This is a genomic window from Synechococcus sp. Minos11 (assembly GCF_014279855.1).
GTDB lineage: Bacteria > Cyanobacteriota > Cyanobacteriia > PCC-6307 > Cyanobiaceae > RCC307.
The window spans coordinates 1,124,625-1,138,932 of the sequence record NZ_CP047953.1 but is presented as its reverse complement, the minus strand read 5'-3'; the positions used below and the strand labels follow the sequence as shown (position 1 = coordinate 1,138,932).

Genomic DNA, 14,308 nt, shown 5'->3' with positions numbered 1-14,308 from the left:
CGCGCTGCCAGGGGTTGATGAAACGGGTTCTCGCAATCATTCTCGGTGGCGGTGCGGGTACGCGGCTCTATCCGCTGACCAAAATGCGGGCCAAACCAGCCGTGCCGCTGGCGGGTAAGTACCGCCTCATCGACATCCCCGTTAGCAACTGCATCAACAGCGGGATCAACAAGATCTATGTGCTGACGCAGTTCAACAGCGCATCACTGAATCGCCACATCGCTCAAACCTTCAACCTCTCCTCGGGGTTTGATCAAGGGTTTGTTGAAGTTCTGGCGGCCCAGCAGACCCCAGATAGCCCCAGTTGGTTTGAAGGAACAGCCGATGCTGTTCGTAAATACGAATGGCTGCTGCAGGAGTGGGACATCGACGAAGTGCTGATCCTTTCGGGTGACCAGCTCTACCGGATGGACTATGCCCATTTTGTGGCTCAGCACCGCGCCAGCGGCGCTGACCTCACCGTGGCCGCCCTCCCGGTTGATCGCGAGCAAGCCCAGAGCTTTGGCTTGATGCACACCGGTGCAGAAGCCTCCATCACCAAGTTCCGCGAAAAGCCCAAAGGCGAGGCACTTGATGAGATGTCCTGCGATACCGCCAGCATGGGCTTGAGCGCTGAGGAAGCCCAGCGCCGGCCATTCCTGGCCTCCATGGGCATCTACGTGTTCAAGCGGGACGTGCTCTTCCGCTTACTGGCTGAAAACCCCGGTGCCACTGACTTCGGTAAGGAGATCATCCCCAAGGCACTCGACGATGGCTTCAAACTCCGCTCCTATCTCTTCGACGATTACTGGGAAGACATCGGAACCATCCGTGCTTTCTATGAAGCGAATCTGGCGCTGACCACCCAGCCGCGTCCGCCCTTCTCTTTCTACGACAAGCGTTTCCCGATCTACACACGTCACCGCTACCTGCCCCCCTCCAAGCTTCAAGACGCGCAGGTCACCGACTCCATTGTTGGTGAGGGGTCCATCTTGAAGGCTTGCAGCATTCACCACTGCGTCTTGGGTGTGCGTAGCCGGATTGAAGACGAGGTTGCCCTGCAAGACACCCTGGTGATGGGCAACGACTTCTATGAGTCCGGCGAAGAGCGGGCCATCCTGCGGGAACGTGGTGGCATCCCCATGGGTGTGGGCCGCGGAACCACGGTGAAAAAGGCCATCCTCGATAAGAACGTCCGCATCGGCAGCAACGTCAGCATCATCAACAAAGACAACGTTGAGGAAGCCGACCGCGCTGAGCAGGGCTTCTACATCCGTGGCGGGATTGTGGTGATCACCAAAAACGCTTCGATTCCCGACGGGATGGTGATCTGAATCAGTGCCTTAGTAGGCCCTTAAGCCAGGCGTGGCCACACTTGCTGTGACTGGTTCCACGCGGGGCACTATGGGCAAGGGGCATTTCGGCCTGATCGGGCTTGGTGTGATGGGGGAAAACCTTGTGCTCAACGCTGAGCGCAATGGTTTTTCGAGCGTGGTTTACAACCGCACCCGGCAAAAGACCGATGAATTCATGGCTGGCCGTGGCGCCGGCAAACAGATTCAGCCGGCCTATTCCTTGCAGGAGTTTGTCGACAAGCTCGAAAGGCCCCGCCGCATCTTGATGATGGTGAAGGCCGGTGGTGCCGTGGATGCTGTCATCGATCAAATCTCGCCGTATCTGGAAGCCGGCGACCTGCTGATTGACGGCGGCAACTCGGAGTACAAAGACACCGAACGCCGCGTCGCCAAACTCGAAAGCCAGAGCTTCGGCTTCATTGGCATGGGCGTCTCAGGCGGCGCCAAGGGTGCTCTGGAAGGTCCCAGCATGATGCCGGGAGGGACCAAGGCGTCTTACGACGCCATTGAAAGCCTGGTGACCAAGATGGCCGCCCAGGTGGAAGACGGCCCCTGTGTCACCTACATCGGTCCTGGCGGTTCTGGCCATTTCGTCAAGACCGTCCACAACGGCATTGAGTACGGCATTGAGCAAATCCTGGCTGAGGCCTATGACCTGATGAAGCGGGTCAAGGGCATGAACGGCGATCAGATCGCTGACGTTTTTAAGGCCTGGAACGCGACCGAAGAGCTCAACTCCTACCTGGTGGAGATCACCGAGGTGTGCCTGCGCACCAAAGATCCCGATGACGGCACCGACCTGGTTGAAAAAATCATGGATCAGGCCGGCCAGAAGGGCACTGGTCTCTGGACCGTGGTGACAGCCCTAGAGATGGGGGCCTCGGTGCCCACCATTTATGCCGCTCTCAATGGGCGGGTGATGAGTTCGATGAAGCCCCAACGCCAGAAGGCCGAATCGATTTTGAAAGGTCCCGCCGTTGCCGATGCCGACCTGGGCACACCATCCGATGCCATGGGCCCGATCATGGATGCGGTGGTGCTCTCGTGTATCGCCAGCTATGCCCAAGGCATGGAGCTGCTGCGCATTGCTTCAGCCGACAACAACTACAACCTGCACATGCCCGCGATCGCTCAGATCTGGAAGGGCGGTTGCATCATTCGCGCCAAGCTGCTGAAGCGCATCCAAGATGCCTTCAACGCTGATCCTCAGCTGCCCAATTTGATGACCGATCCCTGGTTTGCTGATCAGGTGAACCGTCGTTTGCCTGGCCTCGCCAAAGTGGTGGCGGCTTCAGCGGCCAATGGCATTCCTGTGCCCACCTTCAGCAGCACCCTCGATTACATCAACAGCTACCGCACCGGCCGCTTGCCACAGAACTTGGTCCAGGCGATGCGTGACTGCTTCGGTTCGCACACCTACCAACGTGTCGATCGCGATGGCACCTTCCACACTGAGTGGCTGCAGTGAGCCAGTACGAGCTGATCCAGTTGGCGGATCGCGGCAGTTTGGCCAAGCGGGCTGCCGAGACGATCGCCCAGGTCATTGACCTCACCTTGGCGGAACGGGACCGTGTTCAAATCGCCCTCTCCGGTGGTTCCACACCGGAAGCCACCTATCACTTGCTGGGCCAAGAACATTTGGCCTGGGACCGGGTTGATCTGTTGATGGGCGATGAGCGCTATGTGCCCGCCGACGACGCGCTCAGCAACGCACGCATGGTGCGCGGCAGCTTGATGGCCGAAGGCCCTGGTCAACATGCTTGCTTTCACCCGGTGCCCACCGATGGAGCCGATGTGACCGCCGATGTGGCGCGTTTCAACAGTTCGTTAGAGCAGATCTGCGGCAGCAGTCCTCCGGAATTTGATTTAATCCTCTTGGGTCTTGGCGACGACGGCCATACGGCCTCCCTGTTCCCAGGCACAGCAGCCACGCAGGTTCGCGATCGCTGGGTCACGGTGGGGGAAGGCAAGGGCATTCCGCGCATCACCCTCACACCACCGGTTCTCTGCGCAGCGCGCCAGGTGGTGTTTTTGGTGGCTGGCGAGGGAAAGCAGCAAGCGTTGGGCCGGCTGCTTGACCCTGCCGAAGATCCAGGGCGAACACCAGCCAAACTGGTGCAGACCCAAGCGAAGATAACGGTTCTGGCTGATGCTGCGGCCTGTGGCGCTCTGGCCTGAACTGTTGACGATCTTGATTGCTGCTGGTGATGGCTTTAGTGGCTGGGCCAGCTTGAACGACACGATCATGGGCGGCCGCAGCAGCGGCGAGTGTGTCGTCAATTCCGATGGTTTGCTGATGCAGGCCGAGGTTGTGGCCGAAGGTGGCGGCTTTGTGAGTTGCCGTTCCCCGGTCTGGCAACCACCCCTCGATTTGTCATCGGCAACGGCTTTGCGTTTGCGGCTGCAAGGCGATGGACGGCGCTACAAACTCGCTGTTGCTGTTTCTGATTTGGCCGGACGCCTTGGAGATCTGGTCCCTGGCGGCCTGAGGTGGGTGGAAGATTTTGATACGCAGCCCAGTGGCATCAGCGAGGTGGTGATCCCCTTTTCTGATCTCAAACCCGTCGTCAGGGCCAAGCCCGTGGGTTTTCCCCTGCGATTTGAAGCTGCCAAGGTGTCGCGTTTGCAGATCCTCCACTCCCGCTTTGCCGACGATGGGGAGAGCAACCCTGGTTTCCGGGCCGGTCCATTGCGGCTTCAGGTGCTCTCGATCGAAGCGATCCAGTAATGGCCAAGGACTGGCTACCGGCCTGCATCAGCGATCCTGAAGGCTGCGAGCTCTTGACCCAAAGCATCTGCCGCGCAGCCGATCTCAGCAGGCCCCCTTATCGGCATGCTTTTTTGCCCTCTGAACAACTGGGTGACAGTTGGATTGGCCGTTTGGAAGTTAGAAGTCAAGATGGTCAACGCCAACCCGCTCTGGATCTCGAGCTGGAGATCTATGGCGCAGCGGCTGATCCGTCGCTGCAGTTGAGCTGGTGTGAGGACGAGGAGCGGCCCCTGCTGTGGCAGGGCCGCCATCCGGTGTGGATGGACGGCACCTCCGGACAAGCCTGCCCCAGGCCTGACGACGGCATTCCATTGGAAACCCTGGCGCGTCGCTTGCGCGCCGAACTGGTTCAGGGTTGATCAGTCACAGCGCCCTTGCTGCTGCTGCTCACCAAACGGGCGTATTTACCCAAAACACCGGTGCGGTAACGCGGTTCTGGTTTGACCCAAGCTTGCTTGCGCCGTTCCAATTCAGCGGCATCCACATTGAGCTGCAGCAATTGTTGTTGGGCATCCACGGTGATGGAATCGCCCTCTTGCACCAGGCCGATCATGCCGCCTACTGCTGCTTCTGGGGCCACATGCCCAACCACCAGGCCGTAGGTGCCGCCGCTGAAGCGACCGTCGGTGATCAACGCCACCTTGTCGCCGAGCCCTTCACCAACGATGGCGGCGGTGGGCGCCAACATCTCCCGCATTCCCGGGCCGCCAACGGGGCCTTCATTGCGCACCACCACCACATCGCCTGCATGGACCTGGTTCGCCAAGATCGCCTGCAGGCACTGCTCTTCGCTTTCAAACACCCTGGCTGGGCCTGTGAGCACTGGTGTTTTGACACCACTGATCTTGGCGACAGCCCCTTCACTGGCGAGGTTGCCTTTCAACACAGCCAGGTGCCCTTTGGCATAGAGGGGATTGCTCAGGGGCCGGATCACCTCCTGATCAGCCGGCGGTTCTGAGGGAACATCAGCCAGAACCTCTCGCAAGGTTTTGCCCTCCACGGTGCGGCAATCGCCATGGAGCAACCCACCATCGAGCAGAAGTTTCATGACTTGCGGAATGCCACCAGCGTTATGCAGGTCGACCGTGACAAAGCGTCCGCTTGGTTTGAGATCGCAGATCACAGGCACCCGTTGCCGAATCGTTTCGAAGTCGTCGATTGACAGTGGTACGCCGGCGGTGCGTGCAATCGCGAGCAAGTGCAACACCGCATTGGTGGAGCCACCCACGGCCATGATCACGCTGATGGCGTTTTCAAACGCTTCGCGGGTCAGCAGATCCAACGGACGAATGTTGGCAGCAATGGCCTCCACCAACACCTCAGCCGAGCGAGCAGCGCTCTCGGCTTTCTCGGGATCTTCCGCCGCCATGGTGGAGCTGAACGGCAAGCTCAACCCCATCGTTTCGATGGCCGCACTCATCGTGTTGGCCGTGAACATGCCACCACAGCTGCCAGCTCCTGGGCAAGCGTTCTTTTCAACAGCGGTGAGCTGGGCTTCATCGATCTTGCCGCTGCTCAACTGACCAACCGCTTCAAAGGCGCTGACCACGGTGAGGTCGCAGCCGCCCAATTTGCCGGGCTTGATGGTGCCGCCATAGACGAAGACACCTGGGATGTTCATCCGCGCCATCGCCAACATGGCGGCGGGCATGTTTTTGTCGCAGCCGCCGATGGCCAACACGCCATCCATGCTTTGACCGTTGCAGGCGGTCTCGATGGCATCGGCAATCACTTCGCGGCTCACCAGGGAGTACTTCATCCCCTCGGTGCCCATGGAGATGCCATCACTGACGGTGATGGTGCCGAAGAGTTGCGGCATCCCCCCGGCTGCTTGTGTGGCTGCTTCGGCGCGCAGGGCTAGGTCGTTGAGCCCCACATTGCAGGGCGTGATGGTGCTGTAACCGTTGGCAATCCCGATGATCGGTTTGCTGAAGTCACCATCTCCGAAACCAACAGCGCGCAACATGGCGCGGTTGGGACTGCGCTGAACACCTTTCGTGATGGCGCTGGATCGGAGGGGGGCCATGGGTCCGTGCGGTTTGCACGATCCTCTCAGTTGCTGCTCTCAGGAGCCATGCTCTCCAGCTGACGGCGCACATCCTCGATCGCCAGGTTGAGGCGGTTCACCTTTTGCTCGAGATTTTCTGGTGAGCCTTGAGCTGACGAGCCGTTGGTTGGAGCGCCGTTGAGGCCAAGACGCTTGAACTGATCTCCAAGGGCCTGGCGACGCTCAGCGCGGGACAACAGCCACCAGGTCAGACCTGCAGCGCCAACCGCCGCACCGGTGAGCGCGCTGAGAAGAAGCGATGCGGAGCTGCTGTTTTGTTCAGCCATGCTCAAAACGTTGTCCCTATCAGGCTAGGAAGTCCTCCGACTCTGTGCCGTAAAGACGATCGCCCGCATCGCCTAGTCCAGGCACGATGTAGTTCCGTTCATCGAGTTCGGCATCAATGCAACCGGTGTAGAGGGTGAGGTCCTGAAATTCCTCAGCCAGGCTTTTGAGCCCTGGTGAGGAGGCCAGAGCGGTGATCACCCGCAGACGCGATCCATGCACCCCAAGCTCCTTGAGTTGGCGGAGCACCATCGCCAAGCTGCCACCAGTGGCGACCATCGGATCGAACACCATCACGCCCACCCGCTCGCCAATGCGCTTGGGCATGCGGTCGAGATAGCTGCTGGCCTGCGCCGTTGCCTCATCACGCACCACACCCATATGGGCAACCCGCGCATGGGGCAGAACGTCTTGCCCGCCAGCCCAGAGTCCCAAACCAGCGCGCAGGATTGGGATGGCGAGCACCGGGGTTGTGGGGTCCATCACTTGGCCTTCACAACTGGCTAAAGGCGTTTCAACCGTGATGTTGCGCTGGGGCAACCAATCGCGGGCCGCCTCATAGGTGAGCCAGCGGCCCAGCTCTTTCATCGCTGTTGCGAACAACGGCGAGGGGGTTTGCTTGTCGCGCAGCACTGTGAGCCAGTGGGCCACCAAGGGATGGGGGGGCACCACCACACGAAAGGAGGATGGCATTTCACCTAGCTTGTGCGCCAAGCCTACGGGGATTCATGCGGCGCTTTTTGCTGTCGGCCACCGCGATGTTGTTGGTGTTGCTCTTGCAGTGGCCTGGAGCCGCTGCTGCCATCACAGCTCCAGAGCTGCGAGGGGCGAAGTCGATGCAAGACCTCTCCAGTGACATGCACGGCCGAAACCTTCAGCAGAAGGAGTTTCTGAAGATGGATTTGGAGGGAACGGATTTTTCCGATAGCGACCTACGCGGCACGGTGTTCAACACCACGCAATTGCAGGATTCCAATTTCTCCGGGGCCGATCTGCGTGATGTGGTGGCCTTCTCCAGCCGTTTTGACCGGGCTGACCTGAGCCAGGCCAGGCTCGATAACGGCATGTTGCTGCAAAGCAAATTCACCGACGCCACGATCGACGGTGCTGATTTCACCAATGCCGTGCTCGATCTACCGCAGATCAAGCAGCTCTGTGCCAGAGCCACTGGAGTCAACGAACGTTCCGGTCTCTCCACAGCTGACAGCTTGGGCTGTGGCTAGGGGACGGCGATGGTAATTTCAGGATCCGGTTTCCCTTGGGATCAGCTCGGGAAGGAAAGGGGGAAAGTCCGGTGTGAATCCGGCGCTGTCCCGCAGCTGTGAACCCCAAGGGGTGAGTCAGAACGCCCGCCGGAACCTCCCCACTTCCCCGGCGCGGACCGGATCTTCTGGATGATTGATTCCCTGCTTGGGTTCCTACCAACGGTGTTGGCGCACCATCCATTCGGAATGGAGGAGATCAGCCTCTCTCCTCTTCAAGGTTTCCTCAGTGGTGTGGGTCATCCCTTGTTGGGCCCCGACCATCTTTTGTTTTTGGCAGCTTTGATGCTGGTGGGTTGGGATCAACCCCGCCGCTGGATTCCAACCCTGCTCGCCGTTGGTTTGCTCGGCGCGGCCTTAGCTCAGGTTGTGGTGATCCCTGAGGCCTTGGTTCTGCCCACCGAAGCGCTGGTGTCACTGTCTCTGGTGGTGGAAGGCTTGGTCATCCTTGGCACCCTTTCCACCGGTTGGTTGTACCCCGCCTTTGCGCTGCATGGCGTGATGCTTGGGGGAACCATCGTTGGCGCCGAGCCCACGCCCCTGGTGGCTTATTTCATCGGTCTCTTTGTGGCTCAAGCTGTGATGCTTTTGTTGGTGCGCCGCTTCTCTGATCCGGTGGTTCGCCTGATCGGTGATCAGGGCCTGCGCTTGGCCGCTGGGATCTGGATTGGCATTGGCTGTGCCTTCAGCTGGTCGTTGCTGGTGGCCTGAGCGTGGCGTCCACAACCCGTTTACCGGTGACGGTGGTCACCGGGTTCCTTGGTGCTGGCAAAACCACGGTTTTGCGTGAACTCTTGCGGCAATCGCAGCAACGGCTGGCTGTGCTGGTTAATGAGTTTGGCGAGGTTGGCATTGATGGACAGCTGCTTAAAAGCTGTCAGGTGTGCGATGAGGACGAGTCGGTCTCTGCTCCAACCATCGTGGAATTGGCCAATGGCTGCCTCTGTTGCACCGTTCAAGACGACTTTCTTCCCACGATGGAAGCGGTGCTTGAGCAAGCCGATCAGCTCGATGGGATCGTGATTGAGACCAGTGGGTTGGCTTTGCCGGAGCCCCTGCTACAGGCCTTCCAATGGCCGGAAATTCGCCATCGCACCCGCGTCAGCGGGGTGGTGACGGTGGTGGATGGCGAAGCCTTGGCTCGCGGCGAGGTTGTGGCCGATGTGAATCTGCTGGAGCAGCAACGGGCTGATGACCCCAGCCTGGATCACGACGACAGCATTGATGAGCTGTTTGACGAGCAGCTGGAACAAGCTGATCTTGTGCTGATTAGCCGGGCCGATCGGCTCTCTGATGAGCAGCAGCGCTTGGCGGCCCAGCAGCTTGAGTCGCGTGCCCACTTCCCTGGCGTGATGAGCCTGCCGATCAGCCACGGCCGGGTGGATCCGGAGTTGTTACTTGGTTTGAGTCGTCATGAGGCGGCGGACCCTGAGCCCGAATCCCATGATGATCATCACCACCACCACGATCACCACCACCCAGAGCTGCTCTCCGCCAGCCTGCAGCTAAAGGGTCGTTGGCAGCAGGAGGGTCTTGAGAGCGTTTTGACAGGCGCCATTGAAACCATGGGTTTGTTGCGGCTTAAGGGACGGATTCCCATTGCCGGCAAAGTGTTGCCGCTGCAGGTGCAAGCCGTTGGCCGGCGACTGGATTGTTGGTTTGAAGCGGACCAAGCCAGCAGCGACCAGCTCAACCTGGTGTTGATTGGCCGTTCACCCGATCAGAGCCGCTTGGCGGCGCAACTCGCTTCCCTGCAGGCTTAATCGAGGGGCAAGGGCCCACGGGCACAGAGCTCTCCCCAGCACAACACCCCTGGCTCCTGCCAGCGCGCTTGCGCCGGAACCCACTGGCCCCCAGCTTCGCGAATTTGCATGGAACCACTGCCGTCGTGGCTGATTTGCCAGTGCTCATTAGGCAAGCGCAGATCCCAGCGGCGGCCTGGATCGATCCAGTCCAAGGAACACTGCTGCCAAGCTCCATCTTTGCCACGACATTCCTGGGCGAGGCCAGGCACGGCCATGCCAATGGTCAGTAGCAGCAGCAGGGCCTTGGCCAACGGGGCGTGGGGGCGTTTTTTTCACCATGCCCATCAAAAAAAGATTTGGCAGCAGCAACTGCGAAGATCGTTGCGATTGCTTGTTCGCTTTGCCCCGTTATCAAGCTCGTGTCGAAGTGCAGCTGCGTCCTTCGGTTCTCGATCCAGCTGGTGAAGCCACCCGATCGGCTGCGGCCCGTTTAGGCGTGGAAGGACTCCAAAGCTTGCGCATTGGTAAGGCCATCGTTCTCAGCCTCGAAGCGCCTGATGCCAAACAAGCGGAAGCGCAGGTGGGAGTTCTCTGTGATCGCTTGCTGGCCAACCCTGTGACGGAAAACTGGAGCATCAGCCTGGAGGAACTCCAAGCGTGACCGTCGGCATTGTTGTTTTCCCAGGGTCCAACTGTGATCGGGACATGGCCTGGGCCCTGAGCGGAATCCTCGATCTGCCCTGCCGGTTTCTTTGGCATGACACCACCAGCCTGGAAGACATCCAGGCGGTGGTGCTCCCCGGTGGTTTCAGCTACGGCGATTACCTGCGCTGTGGTGCTTTGGCGAGCCTGTCTCCACTCCTTCATGCCGTCCACGCTTTTGCCGCCGATGGCGGTCCTGTGTTGGGCATTTGCAATGGGTTTCAGGTGCTCACGGAGATGGGCCTGTTGCCGGGCGCCCTCACGCGCAACCAAAACCTCCATTTCATCTGTGAGCCCTGTGAGTTGGTCGTGAGCCCCGGCTCCTGCCATCTCCTGAAGGGCTATGGGGACCAGGAGCGTGTGCAATTTCCAATTGCCCACGGTGAAGGCCGCTACCAATGCCAGGCCGACACCTTGAGCGAGCTGGAGCAGCATGGTCAGCTGGTGCTGCGCTACGGGCACAACCCCAATGGCTCCATCCTTGATGTAGCCGGCGTTTGCAACCGCCGTGGCAATGTTCTTGGATTGATGCCCCACCCTGAGCGAGCGACCGATCCCCTGCTGGGGGGCATCGATGGTCAACGGTTGCTGCAGTCTCTGCTGGGATGAAGCTCAACCGTCGCCAGATTTTGGCCAGTCTCGGTTTTGGGGCTGCGCTCACCGCAACAGGCTTGCCGACACCTGTGCAATCGAGCCCGTCGGCTTGGCCTGCGCCATTGCGCTTGGGTGATCGCTTGATCGGCGTGGCTCCTGGCACCTGGGTTGATCCCGACACCTTGCAGGGGGATCGTGGATGGCAGCGGCTCTATCAAGACTGGGGGTTGGATCTCGTCATCCCTAAGCAGAGCTTGGGGCAATGGACCTATTTCTCAGCCAGCGACCCAGATCGCGCAGCCCTGTTGCAGCAAGCCTGGCGTGATCCTGGAGCTGACGGTGTTGTTTGCATTGCCGGGGGCTGGGGAGCGGCCCGCAGCCTCGAGGCTGGCTTTGACCCTGGTCCAACGCCACGTTGGTGCGTGGGGTTTTCCGATAACTGTGCCCTGCTTCTTGCCCAGTTAGCAGCAGGCGGACGGGGCGGAATTCATGGCTGGAAAGACGAACGGGTGCGCCAGCTGTTGATGGGAGAGGCCGTCGGGCCGCTCACCGGGCAACCGTTGCGTGATGGTGTTGCGGAGGGAGAGCTTGTGGTCACCAACCTCACCGTTGGTACCCACCTGATTGGAACCCCTTGGATGCCATCACTGGATGGCACGATCCTTGTGCTGGAGGACGTTGGAGAAGCGCCCTACCGAATCGACCGGATGCTCACCCAGTGGCGCACCGCCGGTTTATTGCAGAACCTCGCTGGCATCGGCTTGGGACACTTCCGTTGGATTCCTGAGGATGTGCTTCCCGGCGATTTGAGCTTGGCGGACGTCTTGGAAGACCGCTTGGGTGATCTTGGTATTCCGATTGTCCAGGGCCTGCCAGTGGGTCATGGACGACCAAATAAAGCCCTCCCGCTAGGCAGGAGGGCTCGTTTGGACGCTGAAGCTGGAACCCTGTCGCTGCTCAGTTGACAGCAGCGAAGAAGTCCTTGCTTCCGACCGGATCAGGGTTCATGGTGCGCTCACCAGGCGTCCAGTTGGCGGGGCAGACCTCGTCGGGGTTGGCCTCAACGTGCTGGAAGGCCTGAAGCACACGCAGGGTTTCCTCCACGTTGCGGCCCACCGGCAGGTTGTTGACGGTGGCGTGCTGGACCACACCCTCGGGATTGATGATGAACAAACCGCGTAGGGCAACGCCTTCGGCTTCATCGAGGACGTTGTAGGCGCTAGCAATCTCCTTTTTGAGGTCAGCAACCAGTGGGTAGGCAATGTCGCCAAGACCACCTTGCTTGCGCTCAGTTTGGATCCAGGCCAGGTGACTGAACTGGCTGTCGACGGAGACACCCAGCACTTCGGTGTTCAGTGCTTTGAAGGCGTCGTAGCGATCGGAGAACGCTGTGATCTCCGTTGGGCAGACAAAGGTGAAATCGAGGGGGTAAAAGAACAGCACCACGTACTTGCCGCGGTACTGGGATAGGGAGATGTCCTTGAACTCTTGGTCAACCACTGCGGTGGCGGTGAAATCGGGGGCCTGCAGGCCAACGCGGAAGACGCCGGTGGTCATGGAGAAAGGCAGAGAATTAACAGCTGCTTAAGCGGATTCATTCCGTTTAAGCATCCCTAAGCTATCACAATTGCCCCGCTCCTGCGGCTTAGTCTGGGTAGGAATTGCTGTGGGTTTTTGGCCTGGGATCAAGCGCTCATGCGCAAGTACAACAACACCGGTCACTTCCGGCTTCTGAATCAACTCCGCAATGAGCTGAAGAAGGATCCCATTGTTCGGTCCAAGCCAACCTCAAACCAAGAGCAGCAGGCGCGTAACTCCAAGACTGTGGAGGTTCGTCCGCAGAGCGTGGCTTATCAAAATCGCAACGCACCTGCACGTCGCAGTGAGCCCCGCGACAATGCGGTGGGAAGCAGCTTCCGTGATCGGCTCAACGCGATCGAAATGCGCTGAAACTGAGGTTGATTGAGAACAAGGCAATGGCTCGGGGGAGACTTGAACTCCCGACCCCAGCGTTATGAATGCTGTGCTCTAACCAGCTGAGCTACCGAGCCTTGAGCGAATGAGTGTACGGGATCGTCAGCCCCGACGGCTCAGGTGACTGACAGGGTTCACGGCTCCAAGGCCGGGCTTGATGATTTCAAAATGCAGGTGAGGACCAGTGCTTCTGCCGGTGCTTCCCATCCGTGCGATCGCGGTTCCCTGGCGAACGCTTTGGCCCTTCTTCACCAGCAAGGCGCTGTTGTGGGCATAGCGGGTTTTGCTGCCATCGGTGTGGGCCAACTCAACCAGGTAGCCGTAGCCGCCTGAACTCCAACCGGAGAACACAACCTTGCCATCGGCGGCCGCAATGATGGGGGTGCCGACGCTGTTGGCGACATCAATGCCGCGGTGCATGCGGCCCCAGCGCCAGCCATAGCCAGAGGTGAGCGTGCCTTTCGCAGGCCAAATGAAACCGGAGAGCTGTGGCCGGCGCAGCTGCCCGAAATCAGGGAGTTCAGGCCAACTCAAGCCGCCGCTCATGCCAGGCACGATGGCGAGGGTTTGGCGGGCGTGGACTGGGGGCAGGGTCGACTGGCTCACCAGCTTTCCAAGCCGCTTCATCTTGGCCGCCAGGTTGTCATCGGCGAAGGAATCGGGTTTGGCGTCTTGGGCCGAATTGGCGTCGAGAGAGGCCACTAAAAACAGTGATGACTCAAGTGACTCAGGCAGGGCGACCCACTGCTGAGCTTCAAAATTGTCGAGGGCGCTGAGACCATTGAGCTGGGCCAAACGAATTGGCTCCATCTCCACTTGCTCAGCGAGATCCATCACACTGACTTTCTCCAAGGTCTTCACCCAAAGGGTGGAGACAGAGGCCGGAGCTGCAGCCACCAGGGGGGGCAGCTCGGGAATCACCAGATCATCGCTTCGACTTGGAAAACCAGCAGCCATGGCCAACACCACGGGTGAGCTGCAGGTGCCCAGAACGAAAAGGGTGCTTGGCTTCACGCAAAAAATGACTGAGAACCAATCCCCTCAGGCGGGATCGGGCGTAAATTACCTGTCCGTAGGTAAATGATCAAGGGTGAGGTGGGATGAAATCCACCGATCATTAGATAAACAGATGCTTTAACCGTTTATTAATTGGCGACGAGATTCAAATAGCACAACCGCTGCAGCCACAGACAAATTCAGGCTTCTCACCGCTGAACACGTCATCGGAATCAGAAGGAGGTCATCGCAATTGGCTTGGACTTCAGGGGCTAATCCTTTGGTTTCACAACCGAAAATCAGCCAGTCGTCTGCTCGATAATCAATCTCCAGGTAGGAGCGGCTGGCATGGCGGCTGAAACCCAACAAGCGTCCTGAATGATGCTGATGGTGCTTCAAAAAAACTCCCCAGCTGGAGTGTTGCACCAAGGGAACGTGGGGCCAGTAATCCAAACCAGCACGCTTCAACTGGCGATCATTGATCTCAAAGCCCAAGGGTTCCACCAGGTGGAGGGGGGTCTCTGTGGACGCGCAGGTGCGGGCGATATTGCCGGTATTGGGCGGAATCTCAGGCTCCACCAAAACGATCTGAGGCATGA

General features: G+C 59.4%; 19 protein-coding genes, 1 tRNA gene and 1 riboswitch. Of the genes, 12 read left to right on the top strand and 8 right to left on the bottom strand.

Translation table 11 applies throughout. The features are described 5' to 3' along the window. Positions 1–17: 17 nt before the first annotated feature. From SynMINOS11_RS06355 to SynMINOS11_RS06335, 5 genes are all read left to right on the top strand, one after another. Complete coding sequence (locus SynMINOS11_RS06355) at positions 18–1,313, top strand: glucose-1-phosphate adenylyltransferase (RefSeq protein ID WP_186550589.1); 1,296 nt, start codon at positions 18–20, stop codon at positions 1,311–1,313. Between the two features lie 70 nt (positions 1,314–1,383). Then, positions 1,384–2,802, top strand: a complete 1,419-nt coding sequence (gene gndA, locus SynMINOS11_RS06350) for an NADP-dependent phosphogluconate dehydrogenase (protein ID WP_186550745.1) — start codon at positions 1,384–1,386, stop codon at positions 2,800–2,802. Continuing rightward, positions 2,799–3,512 (top strand): 6-phosphogluconolactonase, encoded by a 714-nt coding sequence (gene pgl / locus SynMINOS11_RS06345; RefSeq protein WP_186550587.1) that lies wholly within the window; start codon positions 2,799–2,801, stop codon positions 3,510–3,512. Before gndA ends, pgl begins: the two co-directional genes overlap by 4 nt. Then, complete coding sequence (locus SynMINOS11_RS06340) at positions 3,484–4,062, top strand: CIA30 family protein (protein WP_186550585.1); 579 nt, start codon at positions 3,484–3,486, stop codon at positions 4,060–4,062. Before pgl ends, SynMINOS11_RS06340 begins: the two co-directional genes overlap by 29 nt. Continuing rightward, entirely contained in the window at positions 4,062–4,463 is a 402-nt protein-coding gene (locus tag SynMINOS11_RS06335; protein WP_255445525.1) for a hypothetical protein, read from the top strand. The genes SynMINOS11_RS06340 and SynMINOS11_RS06335 overlap by 1 nt, the downstream gene beginning before the upstream one ends. Here the strand turns inward: SynMINOS11_RS06335 and ilvD are convergent. Genes ilvD through upp form a run of 3 tightly spaced genes read right to left on the bottom strand, consistent with a single transcriptional unit; the run spans position 4,454 to position 7,129 of the window. After that, the gene (gene ilvD / locus SynMINOS11_RS06330; protein WP_186550583.1) at positions 4,454–6,130 is read right to left on the bottom strand and encodes a dihydroxy-acid dehydratase; all 1,677 of its coding nucleotides are present in this window, start codon (positions 6,128–6,130) and stop codon (positions 4,454–4,456) included. The genes SynMINOS11_RS06335 and ilvD overlap by 10 nt on opposite strands. 26 nt (positions 6,131–6,156) lie before the next feature. Beyond that, positions 6,157–6,438, bottom strand: a complete 282-nt coding sequence (locus SynMINOS11_RS06325) for a hypothetical protein (protein WP_043736883.1) — start codon at positions 6,436–6,438, stop codon at positions 6,157–6,159. Between the two features lie 19 nt (positions 6,439–6,457). Continuing rightward, positions 6,458–7,129: a uracil phosphoribosyltransferase gene (upp, locus tag SynMINOS11_RS06320; protein WP_011935663.1), complete on the bottom strand. Its 672-nt coding sequence runs from the start codon at positions 7,127–7,129 to the stop codon at positions 6,458–6,460. A gap of 35 nt (positions 7,130–7,164) precedes the next feature. Here upp and SynMINOS11_RS06315 point away from each other — a divergent pair, with 35 nt between their 5' ends. The 3 genes from SynMINOS11_RS06315 (at position 7,165) to cobW (ending at position 9,461) form a co-directional block, all read left to right on the top strand. Beyond that, entirely contained in the window at positions 7,165–7,659 is a 495-nt protein-coding gene (locus SynMINOS11_RS06315) for a pentapeptide repeat-containing protein (RefSeq protein ID WP_011935662.1), read from the top strand. 9 nt (positions 7,660–7,668) lie between these two features. Then, positions 7,669–7,807, top strand: a riboswitch (cobalamin riboswitch). 23 nt (positions 7,808–7,830) lie between these two features. Further along, positions 7,831–8,409: a HupE/UreJ family protein gene (locus SynMINOS11_RS06310; RefSeq protein WP_011935661.1), complete on the top strand. Its 579-nt coding sequence runs from the start codon at positions 7,831–7,833 to the stop codon at positions 8,407–8,409. Positions 8,410–8,411: 2 nt separating this feature from the next. After that, complete coding sequence (gene cobW, locus SynMINOS11_RS06305) at positions 8,412–9,461, top strand: cobalamin biosynthesis protein CobW (protein WP_186550581.1); 1,050 nt, start codon at positions 8,412–8,414, stop codon at positions 9,459–9,461. On the opposite strand, the gene SynMINOS11_RS06300 is transcribed toward cobW, so the two are convergent. Next, entirely contained in the window at positions 9,458–9,754 is a 297-nt protein-coding gene (locus tag SynMINOS11_RS06300; protein ID WP_011935659.1) for a hypothetical protein, read from the bottom strand. The genes cobW and SynMINOS11_RS06300 overlap by 4 nt on opposite strands. Positions 9,755–9,843: 89 nt before the next feature. Here SynMINOS11_RS06300 and purS point away from each other — a divergent pair, with 89 nt between their 5' ends. From purS to SynMINOS11_RS06285, 3 genes are read left to right on the top strand one after another with little or no spacing between them, the layout of a single operon-like run. Beyond that, positions 9,844–10,104: a phosphoribosylformylglycinamidine synthase subunit PurS gene (gene purS / locus SynMINOS11_RS06295; protein WP_043738043.1), complete on the top strand. Its 261-nt coding sequence runs from the start codon at positions 9,844–9,846 to the stop codon at positions 10,102–10,104. Beyond that, the gene (gene purQ, locus SynMINOS11_RS06290) at positions 10,101–10,754 is read left to right on the top strand and encodes a phosphoribosylformylglycinamidine synthase subunit PurQ (RefSeq protein ID WP_011935657.1); all 654 of its coding nucleotides are present in this window, start codon (positions 10,101–10,103) and stop codon (positions 10,752–10,754) included. Before purS ends, purQ begins: the two co-directional genes overlap by 4 nt. Further along, entirely contained in the window at positions 10,751–11,704 is a 954-nt protein-coding gene (locus SynMINOS11_RS06285) for a S66 peptidase family protein (RefSeq protein WP_186550579.1), read from the top strand. The genes purQ and SynMINOS11_RS06285 overlap by 4 nt, the downstream gene beginning before the upstream one ends. On the opposite strand, the gene SynMINOS11_RS06280 is transcribed toward SynMINOS11_RS06285, so the two are convergent. Continuing rightward, entirely contained in the window at positions 11,697–12,296 is a 600-nt protein-coding gene (locus tag SynMINOS11_RS06280; RefSeq protein ID WP_011935655.1) for a peroxiredoxin, read from the bottom strand. The two genes, SynMINOS11_RS06285 and SynMINOS11_RS06280, sit on opposite strands and share 8 nt — an antisense overlap. A 138-nt stretch (positions 12,297–12,434) precedes the next feature. Between SynMINOS11_RS06280 and SynMINOS11_RS06275 the strand changes: the two genes are divergently transcribed. Next, a complete protein-coding gene (locus SynMINOS11_RS06275) occupies positions 12,435–12,689 on the top strand; it encodes a hypothetical protein (protein ID WP_083831745.1) in 255 nt (84 codons plus the stop codon). A 27-nt stretch (positions 12,690–12,716) separates the two neighbouring features. On the opposite strand, the gene SynMINOS11_RS06270 is transcribed toward SynMINOS11_RS06275, so the two are convergent. From SynMINOS11_RS06270 to SynMINOS11_RS06260, 3 genes are all read right to left on the bottom strand, one after another. Further along, positions 12,717–12,790, bottom strand: a tRNA-Met gene (locus tag SynMINOS11_RS06270). A 25-nt stretch (positions 12,791–12,815) separates the two neighbouring features. Next, positions 12,816–13,727: a M23 family metallopeptidase gene (locus SynMINOS11_RS06265; RefSeq protein WP_255445524.1), complete on the bottom strand. Its 912-nt coding sequence runs from the start codon at positions 13,725–13,727 to the stop codon at positions 12,816–12,818. Positions 13,728–13,847: 120 nt separating this feature from the next. After that, positions 13,848–14,306, bottom strand: a complete 459-nt coding sequence (locus SynMINOS11_RS06260) for a tRNA (cytidine(34)-2'-O)-methyltransferase (RefSeq protein WP_186550577.1) — start codon at positions 14,304–14,306, stop codon at positions 13,848–13,850. Between the last annotated feature and the right edge of the window lie 2 nt (positions 14,307–14,308).